The organism is Sphingobacterium sp. UBA5996 (genome assembly GCF_002429765.1).
Lineage (GTDB): Bacteria > Bacteroidota > Bacteroidia > Sphingobacteriales > Sphingobacteriaceae > Sphingobacterium.
Map to the genome: position 1 here is coordinate 13,907 of NZ_DJAS01000019.1, position 22,094 is coordinate 36,000.

The 22,094-nt window shown below is 38.9% G+C and carries 17 protein-coding genes and 1 other RNA gene; 10 read left to right on the forward strand and 8 right to left on the reverse strand.

The window, feature by feature from the left end; translation table 11 throughout:
- Nucleotides 1-93: 93 nt before the first annotated feature.
- The 4 genes from B3E00_RS14710 to B3E00_RS14725 all read left to right on the forward strand — a co-directional run bounded on the left by B3E00_RS14710 (nucleotide 94) and on the right by B3E00_RS14725 (nucleotide 5,145).
- Nucleotides 94-468: a hypothetical protein gene (locus B3E00_RS14710; RefSeq protein ID WP_209575985.1), complete on the forward strand. Its 375-nt coding sequence runs from the start codon at nucleotides 94-96 to the stop codon at nucleotides 466-468.
- Nucleotides 469-533: 65 nt separating this feature from the next.
- A complete protein-coding gene (locus tag B3E00_RS14715) occupies nucleotides 534-2,507 on the forward strand; it encodes a transglutaminase domain-containing protein (RefSeq protein ID WP_293939041.1) in 1,974 nt (657 codons plus the stop codon).
- Nucleotides 2,504-4,405: a DUF3857 domain-containing transglutaminase family protein gene (locus B3E00_RS14720; RefSeq protein WP_293881779.1), complete on the forward strand. Its 1,902-nt coding sequence runs from the start codon at nucleotides 2,504-2,506 to the stop codon at nucleotides 4,403-4,405. The genes B3E00_RS14715 and B3E00_RS14720 overlap by 4 nt, the downstream gene beginning before the upstream one ends.
- Nucleotides 4,406-4,479: 74 nt before the next feature.
- Nucleotides 4,480-5,145 (forward strand): HAD family hydrolase, encoded by a 666-nt coding sequence (locus B3E00_RS14725; protein ID WP_293881777.1) that lies wholly within the window; start codon nucleotides 4,480-4,482, stop codon nucleotides 5,143-5,145.
- 146 nt (nucleotides 5,146-5,291) lie between these two features.
- Here the strand turns inward: B3E00_RS14725 and B3E00_RS14730 are convergent, their stop codons facing one another.
- Together B3E00_RS14730 and rnpB are read right to left on the reverse strand one after the other, a co-directional pair.
- Nucleotides 5,292-6,683: a sigma-54-dependent transcriptional regulator gene (locus tag B3E00_RS14730; protein ID WP_293881775.1), complete on the reverse strand. Its 1,392-nt coding sequence runs from the start codon at nucleotides 6,681-6,683 to the stop codon at nucleotides 5,292-5,294.
- A gap of 67 nt (nucleotides 6,684-6,750) precedes the next feature.
- Nucleotides 6,751-7,129, reverse strand: an RNA gene (gene rnpB, locus B3E00_RS14735) — RNase P RNA component class A.
- Between the two features lie 157 nt (nucleotides 7,130-7,286).
- Between rnpB and B3E00_RS14740 the strand changes: the two genes are divergently transcribed.
- Complete coding sequence (locus tag B3E00_RS14740) at nucleotides 7,287-8,303, forward strand: helix-turn-helix transcriptional regulator (RefSeq protein WP_293939042.1); 1,017 nt, start codon at nucleotides 7,287-7,289, stop codon at nucleotides 8,301-8,303.
- A gap of 106 nt (nucleotides 8,304-8,409) precedes the next feature.
- Here the strand turns inward: B3E00_RS14740 and B3E00_RS14745 are convergent, their stop codons facing one another.
- Genes B3E00_RS14745 through argS form a run of 3 tightly spaced genes read right to left on the reverse strand, consistent with a single transcriptional unit; the run spans nucleotide 8,410 to nucleotide 12,482 of the window.
- Nucleotides 8,410-9,600 carry an NAD(P)/FAD-dependent oxidoreductase gene (locus B3E00_RS14745; RefSeq protein WP_293939050.1) on the reverse strand — a complete coding sequence of 397 codons (1,191 nt, stop codon included), beginning with the start codon at nucleotides 9,598-9,600 and terminating at the stop codon, nucleotides 8,410-8,412.
- 16 nt (nucleotides 9,601-9,616) lie between these two features.
- Nucleotides 9,617-10,696 carry an oxidoreductase gene (locus B3E00_RS14750; protein ID WP_293881771.1) on the reverse strand — a complete coding sequence of 360 codons (1,080 nt, stop codon included), beginning with the start codon at nucleotides 10,694-10,696 and terminating at the stop codon, nucleotides 9,617-9,619.
- Nucleotide 10,697: 1 nt separating this feature from the next.
- Entirely contained in the window at nucleotides 10,698-12,482 is a 1,785-nt protein-coding gene (argS, locus tag B3E00_RS14755) for an arginine--tRNA ligase (RefSeq protein ID WP_293939044.1), read from the reverse strand.
- A 108-nt stretch (nucleotides 12,483-12,590) separates the two neighbouring features.
- On the opposite strand from argS, the gene B3E00_RS14760 reads away from it, so the two are divergent.
- On the forward strand, nucleotides 12,591-13,982 hold the full coding sequence (locus tag B3E00_RS14760; RefSeq protein ID WP_121123983.1) for an arginine decarboxylase: 1,392 nt from the start codon (nucleotides 12,591-12,593) through the stop codon (nucleotides 13,980-13,982).
- A gap of 501 nt (nucleotides 13,983-14,483) precedes the next feature.
- Here B3E00_RS14760 and B3E00_RS14765 read toward each other — a convergent pair.
- Complete coding sequence (locus B3E00_RS14765) at nucleotides 14,484-14,987, reverse strand: thioredoxin family protein (RefSeq protein WP_293881763.1); 504 nt, start codon at nucleotides 14,985-14,987, stop codon at nucleotides 14,484-14,486.
- A gap of 455 nt (nucleotides 14,988-15,442) precedes the next feature.
- Between B3E00_RS14765 and B3E00_RS14770 the strand changes: the two genes are divergently transcribed.
- From B3E00_RS14770 to B3E00_RS14780, 3 genes are read left to right on the forward strand one after another with little or no spacing between them, the layout of a single operon-like run.
- Complete coding sequence (locus B3E00_RS14770; protein WP_293939046.1) at nucleotides 15,443-17,020, forward strand: glycerol-3-phosphate dehydrogenase/oxidase; 1,578 nt, start codon at nucleotides 15,443-15,445, stop codon at nucleotides 17,018-17,020.
- 26 nt (nucleotides 17,021-17,046) lie between these two features.
- Nucleotides 17,047-18,546, forward strand: a complete 1,500-nt coding sequence (glpK, locus tag B3E00_RS14775) for a glycerol kinase GlpK (RefSeq protein WP_293881759.1) — start codon at nucleotides 17,047-17,049, stop codon at nucleotides 18,544-18,546.
- A gap of 9 nt (nucleotides 18,547-18,555) precedes the next feature.
- Nucleotides 18,556-19,296 (forward strand): MIP/aquaporin family protein, encoded by a 741-nt coding sequence (locus B3E00_RS14780; RefSeq protein ID WP_293881757.1) that lies wholly within the window; start codon nucleotides 18,556-18,558, stop codon nucleotides 19,294-19,296.
- A 57-nt stretch (nucleotides 19,297-19,353) separates the two neighbouring features.
- Here B3E00_RS14780 and B3E00_RS14785 read toward each other — a convergent pair whose 3' ends face one another.
- Both B3E00_RS14785 and B3E00_RS14790 read right to left on the reverse strand, forming a co-directional pair.
- Nucleotides 19,354-20,313 (reverse strand): GNAT family N-acetyltransferase, encoded by a 960-nt coding sequence (locus B3E00_RS14785; protein ID WP_209576006.1) that lies wholly within the window; start codon nucleotides 20,311-20,313, stop codon nucleotides 19,354-19,356.
- 5 nt (nucleotides 20,314-20,318) lie between these two features.
- Nucleotides 20,319-21,152, reverse strand: a complete 834-nt coding sequence (locus B3E00_RS14790; RefSeq protein WP_293939048.1) for a 1-acyl-sn-glycerol-3-phosphate acyltransferase — start codon at nucleotides 21,150-21,152, stop codon at nucleotides 20,319-20,321.
- 251 nt (nucleotides 21,153-21,403) lie between these two features.
- On the opposite strand from B3E00_RS14790, the gene B3E00_RS14795 reads away from it, so the two are divergent.
- On the forward strand, nucleotides 21,404-22,066 hold the full coding sequence (locus B3E00_RS14795) for a CBS domain-containing protein (RefSeq protein WP_293881751.1): 663 nt from the start codon (nucleotides 21,404-21,406) through the stop codon (nucleotides 22,064-22,066).
- The last annotated feature ends 28 nt before the right edge of the window (nucleotides 22,067-22,094 follow it).

Genomic DNA, 22,094 nt, shown 5'->3' on the forward strand with positions numbered 1-22,094 from the left:
CAAGTCAGGAAAGCTCATAAGTTTCATGTTCCTTGCCAAAAGTCAAATTATTTTTACTATATTAGGTATACCATTATAAATTTAAAACGAGCTATGGAGACAAAAGCAGAATATCAGATTTGGGATACTATTGTGAATAGTGCAAAAACTAAATTCGATTATAAGCATATTCGTGCTATGTTTAAAAAGGAAGATGACGAAATAACCGATAAGTTTCTATTCCATATTATTGCAGGTTTTGCCTGTGGTGAAAATCATCAGACAATTTCGACTAATCTTTTCAATGAATTACAAAACATTCATTTTGAATGCAATGAAGAACAGATCGATAGATTTATCGCTGATAAGCACGTGAAATTCAGCCCAGAAATATATGCCACCTATTTAGCATTCTCGATGCTGGAAGATGGTGAGGATATCGATAATATCACTGAAATTATAAACAATCTTTTGCAGTTAGATAAATAATTATCCTGAATTATCGTTTAATTTTGGCTAAAAACTTATATTTGTGAATTATTACACCTATAGTTATGCGCCAGTTTTTAACGCTATTTTTAATATTTTCTATTTATACAAATAGTGTAGCCCAAAATTTCGATTTTGGTAAAGTTTCTATTTCGGATTTCTCACGTACAGATTTGGATAGCAATGCCCATGCTATCGTTCTGAATGAGTTTGGTCAAAGCTCTGTTTTCGTGGATGATTATGATAACCGTATCAAACTTCTTCATGAATACCATGTACTAATCCGCATCATAGACAAAGAAGGATTTAAAAAAGCTAATTTTGAAATTCCATCTTATAAACGTGGAAATTATATACGCGACTACTTTGATGAATTAAAGGCTGTTACATATAACTTAGAAAACGGTAAAATAGAGACAACAGCGCTTGAAAATAAAAAAGTTTTCAAAGAAAATTATTCAGCACATCTGGACCTTAATAAATTCACGCTTCCGAATATTAAAGAAGGATCTATCATTGAAGTATCTTATCGAACGCTAGAGCAGGACTTATTTAATTTTAAGACATGGGAATTTCAAGATGATCTTCCTAAAATACAAAGTCAATACATTGCAATTATACCTGCTTCTTTCACATACAATGTAGCTTTACGTGGACCTTATAAACTTACTGATCAAAAAGGTGAAGTATTGAGAGAGTATATTTTTCTAGATGGTCTAAGAATGGATTGTTCAAAATTGACCTATACAATGAAGAACATTCCGGCATTTATCGAAGAGGATTACATGACTTCCCCCACCAATTTTAAATCTGCAATTTATTATGAACTTGAATCGATTTTTTATCCGAGCACGGGTAGTAAGAAGACATTTAGCAAAACTTGGAAAGACGTCGATATAGACCTGATGAATGAAAAGACCTTTGGTGGTCAATTAAAAAAAACAGATGTATTCAAAACCAGTTTAGCAACAATTATATCGTCTAATGATAGCAAACTTGAAAAAGCAAAAAAGGTATATAACTATATCAACAAACAAATAAAATGGAATAATCATTTAGGCAAATATGCAGAAACAGGCGTTGAAAAAGCACTAGAAAAAAGGAATGGGAATATTGGGGATATTAATTTAGCGTTAGTAACCGCTTTGATGGCTGCAGACCTGGAGGCATACCCCGTCATTCTCTCGACTCGCCGAAACGGTACGCCTAATGCGCTTTTTCCTGTATTATCTGACTTTGACTACGTCATCGCTTGCGTGGATATCGATGGCGTAAAATATACATTAGATGCCACTAATGCTTATTTGCCTTTTGGAGAATTGCCTTTACAATGTTTAAATGAACGGGGAAGAATCATCTATTCTAAAAAAAGCTCAAATTGGTTCCCACTTGTAGCGACAGAATTTTCCGAAGTAAACTATGTCTTGGAAGGAGCTTTAGATGAACAATCAAAAATTAAGGGAAAATTAACCATAAGCAGTAGCGGCAACAAAGCATTCTTAAAGCGTCAACATATTGCTAAATTTAATTCTTTGGAAGAATATTGGGAAAAAATGGACGAAGAAATGCCCAACATTACACTGATAAAGTCGAGTATCCAAAACCTTGAGGATATTGACCAAACGTTGATAGAAGAATTCGATGTCGTCGCGGATGTTTCCAAACAGACGGGACAAGGTGAGATCGTTTTGGCTCCAACTATTATTGACAGGATCTCCCACAACCCATTTAAGGCGCAGGAAAGAACCTACCCCGTCGACATGGGCTTTAAATCCAAAACATTGTACGCAGTCAGGTTAACAATCCCAGATCAGTATGAAATTGTTGAAAAGCCTCAAAATGTGTCCTTAGCGCTGCCTGAGTCCACTGCAAAATATAAATATGTCAGCCAAACTGATGGCAACCAAATCGAAATCCTACAGAGCCTCACGTTCAACAAACCCCTATTTTCGGTCGATGAATATTTTTCACTCAAAGAATTATATTCCCGTATCATTCAACAACAAAAAGTAGATCTAAAATTAATTAGTAAAAAATGAAAATTCTATTCGTCAACTTACTATACATCCTGCTTCCGATCCTTGCGATTGCGCAAGAAAACTATGACGTTGCTAATATTCCCAGTACATTAAAAAGCAGAGCAGTAGCGACTGTACGCAATGATAAAACTGTGGTAGAAATAAAATCTCCCGAACAAGTTGTCACCACGACAACTTGTGCCATTACCGTGTACAATAAAAACGGAGACCGTTATGCCACGCTTCCGGTGTATTATGATAAATCCACTGAGATCAGAAGCATCAAGGGAGCGATCTATAACGAAATGGGCATATTGCAAAAGAAAATTTCAACGAAAGATTTTAAGGATATTAGCGCTGTTGACAACAGTACGATGTTTGCCGATTCCCGAGTAAAATTATATGTCCCAAACTACCACAGCTATCCCTATACCATCGAATATCAATACGAGGTCAGAAGCAAGCAAAACTTGATCATTCCATCTTGGACTCCGGAGGTCTCCAACAATGTGTCCGTAGAAAAAAGCAGTTTCCAATTTATCGCACCAATTGGCACAGACTATCGAATAGAAACAAAGAATTACAGTGGAACTGCAAAACAAGAAAAAAATGAAAAGACCGAGAGCAAGACGTGGAATGTGGAACAGATAGCGGCAAGAAAGGAAGAATCATATCGTCCCAACTCCAGTCTTAAAAAAACGAATGTACTCATTGTTCCCAAAAATTTCATTTACTACGGGAAAGAAGGAAATTTCTCAGACTGGAAAGAATTCGGTAACTGGGTATCCAACAGTTTGCTAAATAAGAAACAAGACCTAACCGAAGCCTCCAAACAAAAATTTATTGCATTGACCAAAAATGCCAGTTCAGACAAGGATAAAGCAAAAATTCTATACGATTACTTACAAAAAAACACACGCTATATCAGTATTCAGATAGGCATTGGAGGCTTAGAGCCCTTTCCTGCTTCAGAAGTAGACCGTCTGGGGTATGGCGATTGTAAAGCGCTAGTCAACTACATGCAAAGTATGCTGTCGGCCGTCAATATCCCATCCTATTATTGCATCGTCGAAGCCGGAAGACGCAAAGAAAGTTTCAATAAAACCTTTGCGAACGCTCAAGACGGAAATCACGTCATATTATGTATTCCGTTTAAAAATGATACAACTTGGCTAGAATGTACAAGCCAAAACCTTCCATTTGGTTTTCTCAGCGATTTTACCGACGATAGAGATGTCGTTGCCTGCACTGAAAATGGTGGAGTTATTATGCATACTCCTAAATACGTAAATTCAACAAATCTTCAGCTTCGCTACGCCGATCTAAAACTTTCAGAAGACGGGAATATACAAGGTTCGCTAAACACCAAGTTCTACGGAACTCAATATGCAAACCATATGGATGTACTTTTGGCTAGCAATAATGACAAGAATAAACTTCTAACTGAATATTACAATATAGACAATATCAATTTCAACCGGATAAATTATATTGAACACAAAGAAGATAATCCATTTATTGAAGAGCACCTGGATATTTTCATTAAAAATTATGCTGTGAAAAATGGCAATAAACTTTTGATCCAGCCTAATTTATTCAACTCGTATTCCAATATTCCTGACAGCAAAAATAGAACAGAAGATATTTTTATTGAAAGAGGTTTTACCGATGTTGACAGCATTAGCATTATTCTTCCTGAAAATATACTTAAAACAGTAGTCCCTGAAAAGAAAATCATTGAAAAATCGTTTGGTAAGTATGAGTTTAGATCAGAAATAAAAGACAATAAACTCTTCACTTACAGAAAATTGGAGCTTTTTGAAGGCACCTATCCTGCTAGTAATTATGAGGAATTTTTTCAATTTCATAACGAAGTAAGCAGTAGTGATAGAGGCCGTTTTAACCTTAGCTTTCTCTAAACAAATGAAAATATTTACCAGAATATGAATGTGTGTAATCCGCCGGAGCAAGGCAATTATTGTATATTAGCCCAATGACAGAATACGCAGCGATATTTGACATGGACGGTGTTATAAGTCACACCAATCCTTTCCACGCACAAGCCTTTAGAGCTTTTTTTAAAAACCACAATGTACAACAAGCTACAGAGGAGGAATTTGAACAGCACATGTATGGTAAGCACAATAGTTATATTATGCAACATTTCTTTAAACGTCCAATTTCTTCTGAAGAACTGCGCACGCTTGAATTTGAAAAAGAGCAGCTTTTTAGGGTAATTTACAAAGACCATGTAGCACCTATCAAGGGGTTAATTGAATTTTTAACAGCCTTAAAAGAAAAAGGTTTTAAGCTTGCTGTAGCGACATCTGCTCCCCGGGAGAACATGGATTTAATTCTAGACGAATTGAATATACGGCACCTATTCTCTTCCACACTAAGCAGCGAAGACGTGAAATTACATAAACCTCATCCTGAAGTTTACCTAAAATCGGCAGAAAATCTTCAAATTTCAACCGACCGCTGTATCGTTTTTGAAGATTCTTTTTCCGGTATTACTGCAGCTAAAAATGCTAATATGAAAGTTGTAGCCGTACTTTCAACGCATAAAAAAGAAGAATTACCGGCAAGCAATGATTATATCAATAATTATACGGAAATATCAGTTGCGAATGTTGAAGCTATTTTAAAAACACAGTAGCCAGAACTTTACGGCACAATTCCCAAATTGCTGTTGATGTATAAAAAAAGAGATTCCTTGAGGAATCTCTTTTTTTTGTGTCGATTGTCCAGTTTGCCCTAAAAAATCATGGACAGCTAATGGATAACTAAAATTTTATTCGGCTATTAATCTCTTTTCAGACCGAACTTTTCTATTTTACTATAAAGATGACTACGTTGAATATCTAAATCATCCGCTGTCTTGGAGACGTTCCAATTATTTTTTTCCAACTTATATTTTATAAATTCTTTCTCAGCATGATCCTTGTAATCTTGGAATGAATCAAAGGAGTCCATATCTAATCCATAATTTGTTGTACCTTTTTCATGGGCTACACCATTTACCGGTTCGCGCGAAGGATTGGCAAAGGCAATGACATCTTTGTCGGTAATAGACTTGTCGCTCAAAATAATTAAACGTTCAATCATATTTCTTAACTCGCGAATATTGCCCGTCCAAGGAAGATGGCTTAACTCTTTCATGGCTGCAGCAGTGATATCCTTAACGGGAATTCCGTACTCCATACAGATCTCTTCGCAGAAATTAGTAGATAATAAAGGAATATCATCAACGCGATCAACTAATGCAGGTACATGGATCAATATAACAGAAAGACGGTGATATAAGTCCATTCTGAAATTACCATCTTCAATTTCTTTCAATAAGTCCTTATTGGTCGCAGCAACCACACGTACATTGACATCAATTTCTTTATCGCCCCCCACTCTCGTAATTTTATGTTCCTGTAGCGCTCTTAATACTTTTGCCTGCGCCGAAAGGCTCATATCACCAATCTCATCTAAAAACAATGTTCCGCCACTAGCTTGTTCAAATTTTCCAATACGTTGCTTAATAGCCGATGTGAAAGATCCTTTTTCGTGACCAAATAGCTCTGATTCAATTAATTCAGAAGGGATTGCCGCACAGTTCACTTCGATTAATGGGCCTTGTGCGCGATTTGATTTCTCATGTAACCAACGCGCAACCAATTCTTTTCCCGAACCATTCGCACCAGTAATCAATACGCGAGCCTCAGTTGGTGCAACACGGTCAATTGTTTCCTTAATACGTTTGATAGCCCCAGATTCACCTAATATATCTTTCGTTTTCGAACTGCTAACTTTTCGTTTCAGGACTTTAGTTTCCGTGACTAGGGAACTTTTATCCAATGCATTTCGAACCGTGATCAATAACCTATTTAGGTCCAGTGGCTTTTCTAAAAAGTCAAATGCTCCTTTTTTCGCAGCTTCAACAGCGGTTTCAATCGTACCATGTCCGGAGATCATTATGAAGGGAATATCGGGACTGCTTTGGTGGGCATCCGCCAACACTTCCATCCCATCCATCGTATTCATCTTGATATCACACAGAACAAGATCTATTTTTTCCTTTTTTAGAATATCTAATCCATCCCGGCCATTGTCGACATCTAAAATCGTATAATCTTCATATTCCAAGATATCACGCAACGAACTTCTGATGGCGCGCTCATCATCAATGATTAAAATCGTACTCATAAATAGAGAATTATGCTATTTTTTCAATTATGAAAATCAATATAAGTTTTTTTTGGCAATTAGCGAAAAAGAAGCAAACCTTGTAAGCCGGGTTCTGTAGACCACCGAAGTGGAATTTCTATCATTTATCTAGATTTGCCATCGCTGACAAACTCAATCAACCTACCCATTACGAATTCCAATACATTGAAAGAAGACGAGCAGCCTTCGATTTTCGCAACCTATTTGGTCTTTCAACACACGAGGTTTACCGTAATGCATGTCACCATACAAGACCGTAAGCTCTTACCTTACGTTTTCACCCTTACTCCGAAAAGCGGTATATTTTCTGTGGCACTTTCTGTCTACTATTTCCATAGCAGCCTTCCCGTTAGGAAGCGTGTCGCTCTATGTTGCCCGGACTTTCCTCTCCTCTCAAAAAGAGCAGCGATAGAACCAGTTTGCTTCTGCGCAAAAGTAGCTATTTTACTCGGATAAAACTGAAATTCTTTTCAATTTCGAAAAGACCACAAATTATTTAACTTGTGTTGCAAAATCTACGCAGCCATATTGCGTAGATAAAAGAAAGTTTTCGTATTTTCAGCTGACCAAAGGAAATCGAACATGGCACTTAATAAACTTGCGCTTATACGCTATAGAACAATTGATCAATGTCTCCGTTTGCGACATCGAAAATGGACGTTAGAAGACCTTATGGAAAAAGTCGCAGATGCACTCTATGAATTTGAAGGAATCAAAAATGGAATAAGTAAACGAACGATACAAGGCGACATTCAACTCATGCGGAGCAATAAGCTCGGCTACAATGCACCTATTGTGGTTTTGCATCGCAAATTTTATACCTATGAAGATCCTAATTACAGCATTAGTAATTCTCCTATTTCTGTCGGAGATATGCAAAAAATGAAGGAGGCTGTGGAAGTATTGAAGCATGTGAGCGGTTTCTCAAGCTTTGATGAAATGAGCGATATCGTTGCACGGCTCGAAGATAGTATCCATACCAAAAAGGACAACTCACCATCGATTATACAAATGGAAAGCAACAATCTGCTGAAGGGTCTTTCCTTTATCAATCCATTGCATCAAGCCATTCGGGAGAAAATCCCGCTACTCATAAGCTACCAGTCGTTCAAAGCGAAACAACAGCAAGACCTTGTCTTCTCCCCCTATCTTCTAAAAGAGTATCGTAATCGGTGGTTTATAATTGGTCATCATAAAAAGAATGAAGGGTTGATGACGCTAGCACTTGATCGCATAAATTCTGTAGAAGAAATGGGCAAAAATTCATATAAAGAATATAACGGTGTAGATTTTGAACGCTATTTTTCGGATACCATTGGCGTTACTAAATCACACAAAGACCGTGGACATCGCGTAATATTACTTGTCAATGCAAAAAATGCGCCTTATGTGACAACAAAACCCATACATTCTTCCCAGCAAATTTTGAATAAAAAGGAAGACGGATCGATTTTGATTCGCCTCGATGTTGTACTTAATTTTGAGCTGGAAAGAGAAATTTTAGGTTTTGGCGAATCCGTTAAGGTGCTCTCACCAAAAAGTCTTCAAACTCGAATAAAGCAGCGCTTGGGAGCTGCCATACAACACTATACCCAATAATCTGTAGACAGGCATTTGCATTAAAAAATGTATAGTATTTCAGTCCATTCTCCCGGTTAGGCGATTTTTCCAGAATAGATGGGAACAATTGCCACCTTCACAAAGGCTAAATATCTTGAGCGATGGCATAACCACTAGCCCAAGCCCATTGGAAGTTATAACCGCCCAGCCATCCGGTAATATCCACAGTTTCTCCTCCGAAATAAAGACCATTAACTTTTTTTGACATGAGCGTCTTGGGATGAAGTTCCGCTGTCGATACTCCGCCTCGCATGACCTCAGCTTTATCATAACCCTTATCTCCCGCAGGTTTTACCTTAAAGTGATGAATTGTATCAACAATCAATTTCGCATCAGCTTTACTAAGGGAGGCAATTTTGGTATCCAATACCAGGAATTTTCCAAGCGCATCAACCAATTTCCTAGTGAAGTGATCGTTTAACAATTGGGAGACAAGTCTTTTTCCACCGTATTGGCGCTCCTGTTTAATCAAATTTTCCAAATTAAAATTAGGTAACAAATCAATTGTAATCTCCATTCCAGGTCTCCAATAACTTGAAATTTGAAGAATTGCGGGTCCGCTTAATCCCCAGTGCGTAAAGAGAATGTTTTCTTCAAAAGACATTCCGTCAACAGATACCTTTGAGAATACCGCATTTCCAGCCAAAGAACTATACCAATCAGCATCTTTTCCTGTTATGGTTAAAGGTACCAATGCTGGAGCGGTTCCAACTACATTCAGACCAAACTGTTTCGCTACACGTAATCCGAAATCTGAAGCACCAAGCTTTTGCACCGGTAAACCCCCAGAAGCAATAATCAATTTATGTGCATAATACCGTACATCACCTCTTGTATTTTCTGCCGCAACCTCAAAACCATTGTCCTTTTTTTCTACGGCCTTCACCAATGTATTTAATGCGACATTCTGACCTGTGTGCTGTAAAATTTCAGAAAATACAGCGACGATATCTTTTGCTTTATTTGTTACTGGAAACAACTGCCCCAAAGTCTTCTCCTGGCCAATAATACCATAACCTTCAAAAAAAGTAATGGTATCCTCCACGCTCCATTGTTTGAATACACTGTATAAAAAATCTGGATTTTCAGAAATAAAATTGGCGGGGCTGGTACCCGTATTGGTATAATTACAGCGCCCACCTCCTGAAATCAATATCTTCGCACCAACTTTATCGTTTCGTTCAATAACTAAAGTCTTCTTTCCGATTAGCCCTGCTTGCGCAGCGCACATCAAACCACAGGCCCCAGCCCCAATAATGATCGCATCGTAGGTTATACTCACAGTAACAGATCTAATAAGCAATCAATGTGTCGTCAACAGAAATCACCCTCCGCTCCAATTGACTCTGATATGCTAATTCAATAATTTTAATAACGTCTCGGGCTTGTTCCGGCGATGCAATTAAGGATGTTTTCCCTAATATATTATCGACAACATTTTGATAAAAATCGGGGTAAGAACCAACTTCTGAAGGAATAATTTCTTCAATATCTTTACCTGCTTCTACAATATTCAATTTACCATATAGGCTTGGATCCTCTCTTCCCCAATCGGGATCTTCATCTGGGAATTTACCTTCACGCAGTAAGGCTTCCTGTGGATCAATCCCATGCTTTACAAAATTTCCATTCATACCGAATATACGATAACGCGGAGTAGGTTCCTTTGCAAGCATAGAACCTTTTAGAGACACCCTTAACTGATCATAGTACAATAGGCAATCGAAATTATCGATAGTCTTCGCGTGATCTCGTTGGATGGCCAAATCTGCAAAAACAGCATTCGGCTTTCCAAATAACTGTAAAGCCTGGTCGATGAGATGAGGTCCTAGGTCATAAAATATTCCGGAACCTGGCAAATTTTCCTCGCGCCAAGCATTAGGTCGCAGGTAGTTTCGAAAACGATCAAAGCGAGATTCAAGATTTACAATCCGTCCCAATCTTCCACTTTTGATTAGTTTTTCAACTGTGCGATAGTCTGAGTTGAACCTTAAATTATGGTAGGGAGCCAAGGTCAGATTGTTCTGCTTTGCCAACGCAATCAGCTCATCTGCCTGATCTACGCTATTTGTAAACGGCTTTTCAACTACGACATGTTTTCCTGCTTCCAATGCACGCTTAGCAAAAGGATAATGCATTTCATTGGAGGTTGCGATTACGACTAGATCAATTGTTGGATCATCGAAGATATCATTTGCAGACAAGGCAATTTCCGCCTGCGGATAGCGTTCCTTAAGCAAACTCTGCTGATCAGCTTTGCGCGCTGTCACCTTGACAAGATCCAGTTCCACAATCGAACGCATCACGGGGGCATGAAAAACTTGGCCTGAAATTCCAAAACCAATAAGTCCTACGCGAATTTTCTTCATCATATTACATTCTTTCAGGCACTTGGATACCCAATAAATTCATTCCTTTTGCAATAACCTTCGCTGCGGAAGCAGATAAGTGCAATCTAAAGTTTTTGACATCATAATCTTCCGCTTTCAAGATGGTTTCTTCATGATAAAACTTATTGTAAACCTTGGCTACTTCATAAATATAATTTGCCAATTGGGCAGGACTGAATTCTTGTGCAGAGGCTTCAATAGTCTCCGGAAATGCTCCAAGTTGCTGAATCAAATCACGTTCGTAAGAAGAGATCGTTGCCGGTACAGAAACCGCACTGTCAAAATCGAATTCAGCTTTACTTAAAACAGATTTGATACGTGCATGTGTATATTGAATAAACGGCCCTGTATGCCCTTGAAAATCGACAGACTCATTGGGATCAAATAAGAGTCGTTTTTTGGGATCTACCTTTAATAGAAAATATTTAAGTGCGCCCATTCCAATCGTATCATAAAGAACGGCTTTTGATGCTTCGTCCAATCCTTCCGTCTTTCCAAGCTCCTCAGTCCGCTCCCGCGCAGTTTTAAGCATCTCAGCCATCAAATCATCCGCATCAACAACTGTTCCTTCCCTTGATTTCATTTTACCGGATGGAAGATCGACCATTCCATAAGACAAGTGGAACAAACCTTCGGCCCAAGCTTTACCAAGTTTTTTTAAGATTAAGAACAATACCTTGAAGTGATAATCCTGTTCGTTACCAACAACATATATAGATTCACTCATTTTGAACTCATCATACTTTAATTGAGCTGTCCCCAAATCTTGCGTGATATAGACAGAAGTACCGTCGCCACGAAGCACCAGCTTCTGATCCAATCCTTCGTCTGTTAGATCAATCCAAACGGAGTTATCTTCTTTCTTGAAGAAAACACCTTTGTCCAAACCTTCTTGGATAATATCTTTACCTAACAAGTAGGTATTGGATTCATAATAATATTTGTCGAAATCGACGCCCAAATGTTTGTAGGTCTTTTCAAATCCAGCATACACCCAGCTGTTCATGGTTTTCCAAAGTGAGATTACCTCTTCATTACCGCCCTCCCATTGTTGTAACATCGCTTGTGCTTCCTTCATTAGAGGTGCATTTTTCTTTGCTTCATCTTCGGTTTGCCCTTCAGCCTTCAATACCTCGATCTCCTTTTTATATTCTTTGTCAAACACAACGTAATATTTTCCGACGAGGTGGTCTCCCTTCATCCCGGTAGATTCAGGCGTTTCACCGGCACCAAATTTCTGCCAGGCCAACATCGATTTACAGATATGGATACCACGGTCATTCACCAAATTCGCTTTGATCACCTCATAACCATAGGCTTTCAGAATTTCGGCTACGGAGTATCCTAATAAATTATTCCGAATGTGGCCTAAGTGCAGCGGTTTATTCGTATTGGGAGAAGAGTACTCCACCATCAGTTTTTTTCCATTTGCAGGAAATACGCCAAAGTCTTTCGCGGTGATGGTCTGGTTCAACAACGTTATCCAGTAAGCATCAGAAAGGACAATATTCAAAAACCCTTTGATCACATTGAAATCCGATATTTCAGCAATATGTTGTTGCAAATAGGCTCCAATTTCTTTTCCAGTTTGTTCCGGAGAAGATTTCGAAAAGCGTGTTACTGGAAAAGTTACGATTGTAATTTGTCCTTCAAACTCCTTTCGAGTCGCTTGTAAAGCAATTTGATTTTCTAAAATATCTGCATTGTAAAGCTCTTTTACTGCCTGTACAGTGACTTCAACAAGTCGCTTTTGAATAGAATTTGCCATTTAATGATTTTGTAAATTTTACAACTTCCTGATAGTGAATTGGAAATAAATAACATTCCTTATTTAGGTATTCACCATTAAAGTATATCTTTGCAAAAATAATAAAAAATGCAGAGCTATCAGGAATTTCTTGACTTAAGTGTTGGTTTTCCCCAAGACGGATTCGAAATCATCGACGACGAATTGTATTTCCACGATTTGAATTTAATGGAAATGATAGAAACGTACGGTACGCCGCTACGTTTTACTTATTTGCCGATCGTCAGCAAAAAAATTCAGCAAGCGAAAATCCTTTTTCAGACCGCAATTCTGAAACATAACTATCGCGGATCTTACAAATATTGTTATTGTACCAAATCATCCCATTTCAAGCACATTGTAGAAGAAGCCTTGAAAAATGATATCCACCTAGAAACTTCGTCTGCATTTGATATGCCGATGATCGATTCATTGGAAAGACAAGGTACCGTAACAAAGGACATTACAGTCATCTGTAATGGATTCAAAACGTATCAGTATAAACAGTATATTGTGGATATGATCCATGATGGATATACGAACATTATACCTGTACTAGATAACAAAGAAGAGTTTAACCTTTACGACGATGAAATCGAACTGGACGAGCCTTGTGCTTTAGGAATCCGCGTTGCATCCGAAGAGCAACCAGACTCTCAATTTTATACCTCTCGTTTAGGAATCCGTCAGGAAGATGTTATCGATTTCTATAATAACAAAATCGTTGACAATCCAAACTTTAAAGTCAAGCTGCTTCACTTTTTCATCAATTCAGGTATTTCGGACACTCCATACTACTGGAATGAACTGGAAAAATACGTCACATTGTATTGCAAATTCAAAAAAGTAAACCCAGACTTAGATACGTTGGATATCGGTGGCGGTATGCCGTTTAAGGATTCACTGGTGCACGACTTTGACTACGAATACATGGTCAATGAAATTGTGAACCGAATCAAACAAATCTGCGCGCACCACGAGGTAATGGAACCCGATATTATTACCGAATTCGGTAAATACACCGTTGCTGAAGCTTCAGGGATTCTTTACAAGGTACTCGGCCGCAAGCAACAAAACGACCGTGAACGCTGGTTTATGATTGATGGCTCATTTATTACGAATTTACCGGATGTATGGGCATTGAATCAAAAATACATCCTCTTGCCGATCAACAACTGGGATTCGGAATATGAACGTGTCAATCTAGGTGGTATTACCTGCGATGGTCAGGATTATTATAATCAGGAAGCACATATGAATTCGGTATTTATGCCAAAGACACGCAAAGTACAATACCTTGGATTCTTTCATACAGGGGCCTATCAAGATGTGTTAAGTGGGTATGGAGGAATTCATCACTGCTTATTGCCTTCGCCTAAACATGTGCTCGTACGCCGCAATAGAGACGAAACATTCAACTACGAGGTGTTTGGTGAGGAACAAAACTCCAAACAAGTCATGAAGTTATTAGGCTATCAATAAGATGTTAAACCCAGAATACGCGCTCTTTTAATTGCCGGATGACAAATATCGTGCAGAGAAAGCGTGTTTTAAAGCACAAAAAAAAGGTCTCAATCTTAGGAAAGAGACTTTTTTATTTTTAGCCTGCCAAAGTATTCACCGTCAGACATGCCAAAATCAATACACCCGACAAACACAATGTCTATTAATGGAAATATTCAGTAAGCGGATACAAGAGCGGTAAACCAATTTCAGCATAAAAGAGAGTCTGATGATGGCCTTAGCGCTATCGTTGTTTTGGGTTGTCTTCGTACTGTGTTCGCACCACCTTCGCCCCATGAACAGTATCGCGACCACTATTGATCCTTCGAAGCAGGTACGAATCAAATATCCGAACGACTTCTTCATTTCGATCTTTCCCTGCACAGGAATGACAAGTTTTAGGACGCAATCTTTGTGTTCGACTCGGTAGTTTATTGCGTAAAGAAAAGCCTCTTTCCGTATAGATATGGTATCAAAAATTTATTCCGCCACCCAAGCTGTCAAGAAATTAAGTACTTTTTCTTCATCATACCATTTTCCCTTTTCCAGGCTACCACTTTCCTGCACATGCAAAGTTTTTCCATTGCTATCTAAAACAATAAAAAATGGATAACCGAGTTTACTTCCCTCGGGAGCATACTTCTGAAAAACAGTCTCATTTTTATTTTCCTTCGAATAATTCAAGTGATAATAGAGAAAGCTATTCTTCAGCAACTTATCTACACTTTGCGTTTTGTGAATATAATCATTAAACCTCAAACACCAGACACACCAATTTCCCCCAGCTTGGATAATAATATTTTTCCTTTCTTGCTTGGCCTGAACTAATAACCGATTAATATCATCTTGCGCATCAGCATCTGGATTGTAAGGCTTTGAAAGCTGGTCTGTTGCCACATCTTGTTGTGCAGATGCATTAAACTGCAACACTAGGGTTCCGATAAATACAACAGCCCCACAAAGTATTAATCTTATCTTCCTCATCGTAATAAATTAAATAGTAAACTAAAATTACAAAATCATTTACCCAAACCAAAACATACAAGACCTATAATGGTTAAACATTATATAACTATTGACCATGCAGAAAAACATTTTGAATCACACAAGCCTGCATGTTGACAGCATCGTCAAACATGATCAACGCAGTACAGCTGCTGCCTTAAGTAATCAAATTCGGTCATGATCAAACCATCGAATAGGAACGAATAAAAAAAGCTTATTGATGTTGCCTATCGAACTTTTGGCGGAAAGGGAAAAGCTTTCTTAATTAAAATCAAAACAATAAAAAACAAAACAAAATAAAAACAAACATCATATCTTAACATAAATATTATGTAATTTCTTTTAAAATTTGATGAATATACCATAACTTAGTATTGAGGAAGGGAAAACAAAGCAGCAACAAAGTTCACCATAAAACTCCAAAACGAAACAAAATGAAACACCAAGAATTCAAAAGGTCAAAACTGATAGAAAAAATAAGAGATACGAGCACATGGGATGTTATCGTAATAGGTGGTGGAGCGAGTGGATTAGGTGTTGCATTGGATGCTTTAAGCCGCGGATTCAAAACAATTTTGCTGGAACAGGTTGATTTTGCAAAAGGCACTTCGAGCAAAGCGACCAAACTCGTTCATGGCGGTGTACGCTATTTAGCTCAAGGTGATATTAGTCTGGTTAAAGAAGCACTTCACGAAAGAGGTCTACTACAAAAAAACGCTCCTCATCTGGTGAAAAACCAATCATTTATTATACCCAACTACAATTGGTTTGAAGGTCCATTTTATACCATTGGAATGAAAATATATGATCTTCTTGCCGGTAAATTAAGTTTAGGAAAATCCATTCATATTAATAAAAAAGAAACACTGCATCGCATAAGTACGGTTAGACCTAAAGGTTTATATGGCGGAGTAGTTTATCAAGATGGACAATTTGATGATTCAAGACTTGCTCTCAATGTAGCACAGACTTGTATACAAATGGGTGGTGTTGCCCTAAATTATGTGAGGGTGAATAATCTCACTAAGGATAAGAACGGACGAATAAACGGTGTTATCGCCAATGATACCGAAACCGGCGAAGTGTTTACCATACAAGGGAAGGCGATTATTAATGCTACCGGCATATTTGTCGATGATATCTTAAAAATGGACAGGCCCGAGGCTAAGCAAATGGTACGTCCCAGCCAAGGTGTCCACCTTGTTTTTGACAAATCTTTCCTCCCTGGAGATGACGCTATTATGATTCCAAAAACAGATGACGGACGCGTGCTTTTCCTTGTACCCTGGCACAACCGCATTATCGTAGGAACAACAGATACGCCGATCGATGAACATAGCCTTGAACCTATAGCATTGGAACAGGAGATTGATTTTATTTTAAAAACTGCAGGTCGCTACTTAATAAAACAGCCCACAAGAGCAGATGCTTTGGCTGTATTCGCTGGTCTTAGGCCGCTTGCCGCACCTACTGGTAATTCCAATAAAACCAAAGAAATATCACGAAGCCATAAGGTTATCGTCAGCGACTCCAAATTACTCACGTTAACAGGCGGAAAGTGGACAACATTCCGGCGAATGGGGCAAGATACAATCGACAAAGCGATAAAAATTGGCTGCCTACCGCAAAAGGAAAGCCGGTCGGCCACACAAAAGATTTATAGCGCCATTCCGACATCAGACAGAAGCAATCACCTATATATTTATGGCGCCGACCAAGAAGCCATCAATGCATTGGCACAAGAAAAACCTGAATGGAACGAAAAATTAATAACACAGCTTGAATTCAAAAAAGCAGAGGTTGTTTGGGCGGCACGCAATGAACTTGCCAGAACTGTGGAAGATGTGCTATCCCGACGTGTCCGCATGCTGTTTCTTGACGCTAAAGCCGCCATGGAAGCGGCTCCCGAAGTTGCTAAAATACTAGCTCAGGAGCTGGAAAAGGATGAAGATTGGCAAAACCATCAAGTAGAAAGTTTTCGTAAAGTTGCACAGAATTATATCTTAAAATAATAAAAAATAACCACCAACACTTAATTATGGAACAGCAATACATCTTGGCAATGGATCAAGGTACTACGAGCTCCAGAGCCATCATTTTTGATAAGGACAGAAATATCGTATCCATTGCGCAGAAGGAATTCACGCAAATATTCCCACAACCAGGATGGGTCGAACACGACCCTCATGAGATCTGGTCAACACAAGCAGGCGTTACCGCAGAGGCAACCACTAAGGCAGGATTAAATGGCAAAAATATTGCAGCCATTGGCATTACCAACCAACGCGAAACTGTGGTCGTTTGGGATAAAGAGACCGGAAAACCAATTTATAATGCCATCGTTTGGCAAGATAAACGAACAACGGATTATTGTGACGAATTGCGCAAGTCCAAAAAACATGAAATAATTCAGGAAAAAACCGGTCTGATATTGGATCCATACTTTTCTGCGACCAAAATAAAATGGATTCTGGATCACGTCGAAGGTGCCCGTGATAAAGCGCAAAAAGGGGAATTAATCTGTGGAACGATCGACACTTGGCTCGTATGGAACCTGACTCGCGGTGATGTCCACATCACTGACGTAACGAATGCTTCCCGTACCTTACTCTTCAACATCCATAGCATGGAATGGGACAAGGAACTGCTCGAACTATTTGACATCCCCCCCGCCATGCTTCCCAAAGTAAAAGAAAGCAGCGAAATATATGGCGAATCCCGGACAACCATTTTTGCTCATAAAGTCAAGATAGCTGGAATTGCCGGCGATCAGCAGGCTGCACTATTTGGTCAGCAATGTATCGAGAAAGGAATGGTCAAAAATACGTACGGAACGGGATGCTTTATGTTAATGAATATTGGCGATAAACCAATTCGTTCAAAGAATAACCTTTTAACAACCGTTGCCTGGAAAATTAACGGAAAAACAGAATATGCCTTGGAAGGAAGCATATTTATCGGCGGCGCGCTGGTTCAATGGTTACGCGACAATCTTAACATTATCTATAAATCAGCCGACGTTGAACAACTGGCACTTACAGAAAAAGATAATGGTGGCGTCACCTTTATTCCCACCTTTGCAGGATTGGGAGCTCCATACTGGAACGCCCGTGCACAAGGCACTTTATTTGGACTTACGCGCGCAACGACCAACGGCCATATCGCACGCGCCTCACTAGAAGCGATCTCCCTACAGACTCGTGATGTCCTCCGGGCAATGGAAGCCGATAGCGGCATACCAATCAAAGAATTACGTGTAGATGGCGGTGCAACAGCAAATAATCTACTCATGCAAATCCAGGCCAATATACTCAATAGCAACGTGGTACGCCCTAAAATTACGGAAACAACGGCTTTGGGCGCGGCATACTTGGCGGGACTAGCTGTGGGCTATTGGAAAGACGCGCAGGAAATATCAAAGTTTTGGGCACAGGATCGTATATTTGAACCCGAAACAGAGCAGGAAGAGCAGACAAACAAGATCATTAAACTCTGGACCAAGGGAGTTAAAGCATTACAGTACTGGACCGAACACTAACCCACAAGCATGAACCATTATTTAGCAGAATTTATCGGCACAACACTCCTAGTACTTTTAGGGAACGGAGTTGTCGCCAACGTTATATTGAAAGGTACAAAAGGGGAAAATGGAGGATGGATTGTAATCACCACGGCATGGGCGCTTGCAGTTTACGTGGGGGTAGTATTTGCCGGACCCTATACCGGTGCGCATCTCAACCCTGCAGTAACAATTGCTGTCGCTCTCAATCATGGGCTCCCATGGATCGAAGTACCTGGCTATATTCTCGCCCAAATTGCCGGCGGCTTCTGTGGCGCCATGTTAACCTACGCCATGCACAAAGATCACTTCGATGCTACGGCAGATGCCACCACCAAACTCGGTGTTTTTGCCACTATACCGAACATACGAAATACTTCAACAAACCTGGTGAGTGAAATCATCGGAACCTTTGTGTTAATTTTTGCAATTTTCTTCATTACAGGCCAAGAGATTACCATCAATGAAAAAACTGAGCCCATCGGTATGGGTTCCCTTGGTGCTATTCCTGTCGCTTTTGTCGTTTGGGCCATCGGTCTATCATTAGGTGGTACTACAGGGTATGCCATAAATCCTGCCCGTGATCTCGGTCCGCGTCTATTTCATGCGCTTTGGCCAATTAAAGGAAAAGGCAGCTCGGACTGGTCATATGCATGGATTCCTATCGTGGGCCCCATCTTAGGCGCTATTTTAGCTTTTGGGCTCTATATCTGTATAAAACCTGCCTAGTCAGCGTATTTTATAACAGCTAAAAGGGGATTCAATTTATGAATCCCCTTTTGCTTTTTATCCGCGTTTAGGCTTTCGATGACCGTATTCACGGTCCCGCTCAAACGTATTCATATGACGTTCCTTCTTGCCAGGATATACATCGTCTATTACAATTAAGATACCTTTTTCCTCCACTGTACCAAATTCGTTATTACGTGCTGTACCAAAAGATTTCATGGTTGGCGAAAGGTTCATATACGTATTGATGAGCGGTGGAATATTCTCTCCCAATGCCCTTACACGACTGTTGAGCACTTTATATCCCTCCCTATAATCCAATCCATCAAAAATACCGATAAAACGATCGTAATCGTTCTTTATTTCCAATGCAGGAAGGGGTAGCACCAAGTTATCGTGATCCGGGAAATAATAATCCATAAAGTAAAGCAGCATATCACGTGCATCTTTATTGTAATGCGGATACATTGTTACCTTACCGAAGAGATATTTTATTTCCGGATTAAGCATAACCAAGGCTCCTAAGCCGTCCCACAAGTTATCTAATGAAAAAATTCCTTTTCGATTATCTATGGCGGGTTGATATTTAGGTTGAACAAAAGAGCGCCCCAATTCTATGGTGTAGGGCAAATACTCACGTGCGAACAAATCAGAAAACTGAAAATAATGCGCTGTTGACAAATTGGGCACACCATCTACCTCTCCTGCGTCAGCACATTTGATGACACGATAACCAGCAACTACTTCCTCATCTTCGGGATTCCACGCGATCAACTGATCGTAGCAATCTTCGCAGGTATCATTTTCATCAATGTCAATTGAAAGTCCTGTACCTCCGCCTGCCCCACGAAAAGTCAACTCCCGTAGACGCCCAATTTCCCGCATGACATTTGGCGAATTATGATAGTTGATTAAATATATCTCGTTATTTCCATTGTTGGTATATCGTAAGAAAACGTCTTTATTCAATTCGGTCTTCAATAATGCTTTATCAACTGGAGGTATAATTTCTTGCATAAATTCTATTTTTCTTGAGCCAATCCATAAACCCTTCTTTTCACTTCCTCAGCCCAAGTTTTTTCGTTTTTTGATTGATCAAACGCTGTATAAGGGATTCTTTCTCCTACTATAATATTGACGGTATGTCCACGTTGAGCAAACATTTCATCAGGTAAATATAACATTTCAATGTTTACCTTAAGACCTATTTTCTGTCTAAGCCTTGCAAAATTATAAAAAAACTTAGAGTTTTTACCGTCTATTAACACTGGAATGACATCTTTTTTATATTTTTTTGCTTTACTGATGAAACTTTTCTTCCATTCAAGATCCTCAATATGCCCATCTTTTTGTTTTCTGGAAACTAAACCAGCCGGAAATACCAGTAGCGCGTCATCTGCACCATATGCCTCTTCAATCGCTGTAATAGCCTGTTTTCCCTGTCCTCCGAGCTTGTTTACACCCACAAAAAGAGGTCTCAAATTGCCTATATTTAGCAGAATATCATTCACTAAAAATTTGACGTCACGCCGCTGCTTACCAATAGCATGCATAAATGCGATACCGTCCAATCCTCCCAAAGGATGATTGGATGCAAAAATTACAGGATCCGATGCTGGAATATTTTCCGCACCGTATAAATTGACCTTTACATCCAGATCATTGATCAGAGCATCAACAAAATCCAATCCCTGAAGATCTGCAAAGCGCGTCATAATATCATTTATCTCATCTTCATGAATTGTCCTTTTTAAATAATTCATTAAAAAAGACGGAATCCATTTAGCAAGCCCCGCGTTCTTTTTGTGAATAACTTCACGTATATCAATAAATTTTTTATTCTCGCTTGTGGTCATCAATCCTATTTTTCTGATTAGAAATTACATCCTTAGAAAGGCTTCTAACCAAGCCTTTCTCAATTCGCTGACAAAAATAATAACAGAACGGTAATAAAAGTACAATTTTAAACTTTAAAAATGTACTTATTTGCAATTATGCAATCTGTCCTTTTGCCTGAGTTTTTGAAGTGCTAGAGCGACTCAAAGAATTAAGCAGAAATCTCATCCTGAAAATTTCTTTTGACCTAGTTTTTTTATTAAGTTTGGATATGCTAATAGGTCAATTTCTTTCAAACGCAGATTTCAGTATTCAAAATGCTGATTCAATACAACAGGCGCTCGAAAAGCTCCAGGATATGCTTTGTAAAGAATTAATTGTTTTAAATGGAGACGAATATATTGGCTTAGTCAATGAAACCATTTTATTGGAAGCCGAAGACGAGGAGGCATTGCTTTCTTCCATCCCCATAAATACAGTTCCAATACAGTTAAAGTTTAATCAACATCCTTATGATGCCCTGGTGATGATGACTGTGTACAATAGCACAATTATTCCTATTTTGGACCAGGACAACAAATATATTGGAGTTTGTACGCAGTTAGATATTTTAAAAGCAATCAGTTTGATTCAATCACAAAATGAATCGGGCGCAATTATTGTCTTAGCAATCGGACTACATGATTTTTCATTGTCTCAAATTGCGCATCTCGTGGAAAGTGATAATTGCAGAATTCTCAATTGTGCTACCAAAATAAATTTGGACAACGATAATATTGAAGTTACGCTAAAAATAGACAAATCAAATATTGGCACCTTGCTCAATTCATTTCTGCGGCATAACTACTTAATTTTGGAAACTCACAATACGATTGCAGCCTTCGATGACACTGCCGACCGCTATCAGCAGCTCATGAATTACATCAACATATAATTAGAATTATTTTTTTCTCATCTTTGCT

What these genes read in the sequence shown, in the direction of transcription:
- B3E00_RS14710 (WP_209575985.1), top strand. Translation starts at nt 94, where the DNA reads ATGGAGACAAAAGCAGAATATCAGATTTGGGATACTATTGTGAATAGT.
- B3E00_RS14715 (WP_293939041.1), top strand. Translation starts at nt 534, where the DNA reads ATGCGCCAGTTTTTAACGCTATTTTTAATATTTTCTATTTATACAAAT.
- B3E00_RS14720 (WP_293881779.1), top strand. Translation starts at nt 2,504, where the DNA reads ATGAAAATTCTATTCGTCAACTTACTATACATCCTGCTTCCGATCCTT.
- B3E00_RS14725 (WP_293881777.1), top strand. Translation starts at nt 4,480, where the DNA reads ATGACAGAATACGCAGCGATATTTGACATGGACGGTGTTATAAGTCAC.
- B3E00_RS14730 (WP_293881775.1), bottom strand. Translation starts at nt 6,683, where the DNA reads ATGAGTACGATTTTAATCATTGATGATGAGCGCGCCATCAGAAGTTCG.
- B3E00_RS14740 (WP_293939042.1), top strand. Translation starts at nt 7,287, where the DNA reads ATGGCACTTAATAAACTTGCGCTTATACGCTATAGAACAATTGATCAA.
- B3E00_RS14750 (WP_293881771.1), bottom strand. Translation starts at nt 10,696, where the DNA reads ATGATGAAGAAAATTCGCGTAGGACTTATTGGTTTTGGAATTTCAGGC.
- argS (WP_293939044.1), bottom strand. Translation starts at nt 12,482, where the DNA reads ATGGCAAATTCTATTCAAAAGCGACTTGTTGAAGTCACTGTACAGGCA.
- B3E00_RS14760 (WP_121123983.1), top strand. Translation starts at nt 12,591, where the DNA reads ATGCAGAGCTATCAGGAATTTCTTGACTTAAGTGTTGGTTTTCCCCAA.
- B3E00_RS14765 (WP_293881763.1), bottom strand. Translation starts at nt 14,987, where the DNA reads ATGAGGAAGATAAGATTAATACTTTGTGGGGCTGTTGTATTTATCGGA.
- B3E00_RS14770 (WP_293939046.1), top strand. Translation starts at nt 15,443, where the DNA reads ATGAAACACCAAGAATTCAAAAGGTCAAAACTGATAGAAAAAATAAGA.
- glpK (WP_293881759.1), top strand. Translation starts at nt 17,047, where the DNA reads ATGGAACAGCAATACATCTTGGCAATGGATCAAGGTACTACGAGCTCC.
- B3E00_RS14780 (WP_293881757.1), top strand. Translation starts at nt 18,556, where the DNA reads ATGAACCATTATTTAGCAGAATTTATCGGCACAACACTCCTAGTACTT.
- B3E00_RS14785 (WP_209576006.1), bottom strand. Translation starts at nt 20,313, where the DNA reads ATGCAAGAAATTATACCTCCAGTTGATAAAGCATTATTGAAGACCGAA.
- B3E00_RS14790 (WP_293939048.1), bottom strand. Translation starts at nt 21,152, where the DNA reads ATGACCACAAGCGAGAATAAAAAATTTATTGATATACGTGAAGTTATT.
- B3E00_RS14795 (WP_293881751.1), top strand. Translation starts at nt 21,404, where the DNA reads ATGCTAATAGGTCAATTTCTTTCAAACGCAGATTTCAGTATTCAAAAT.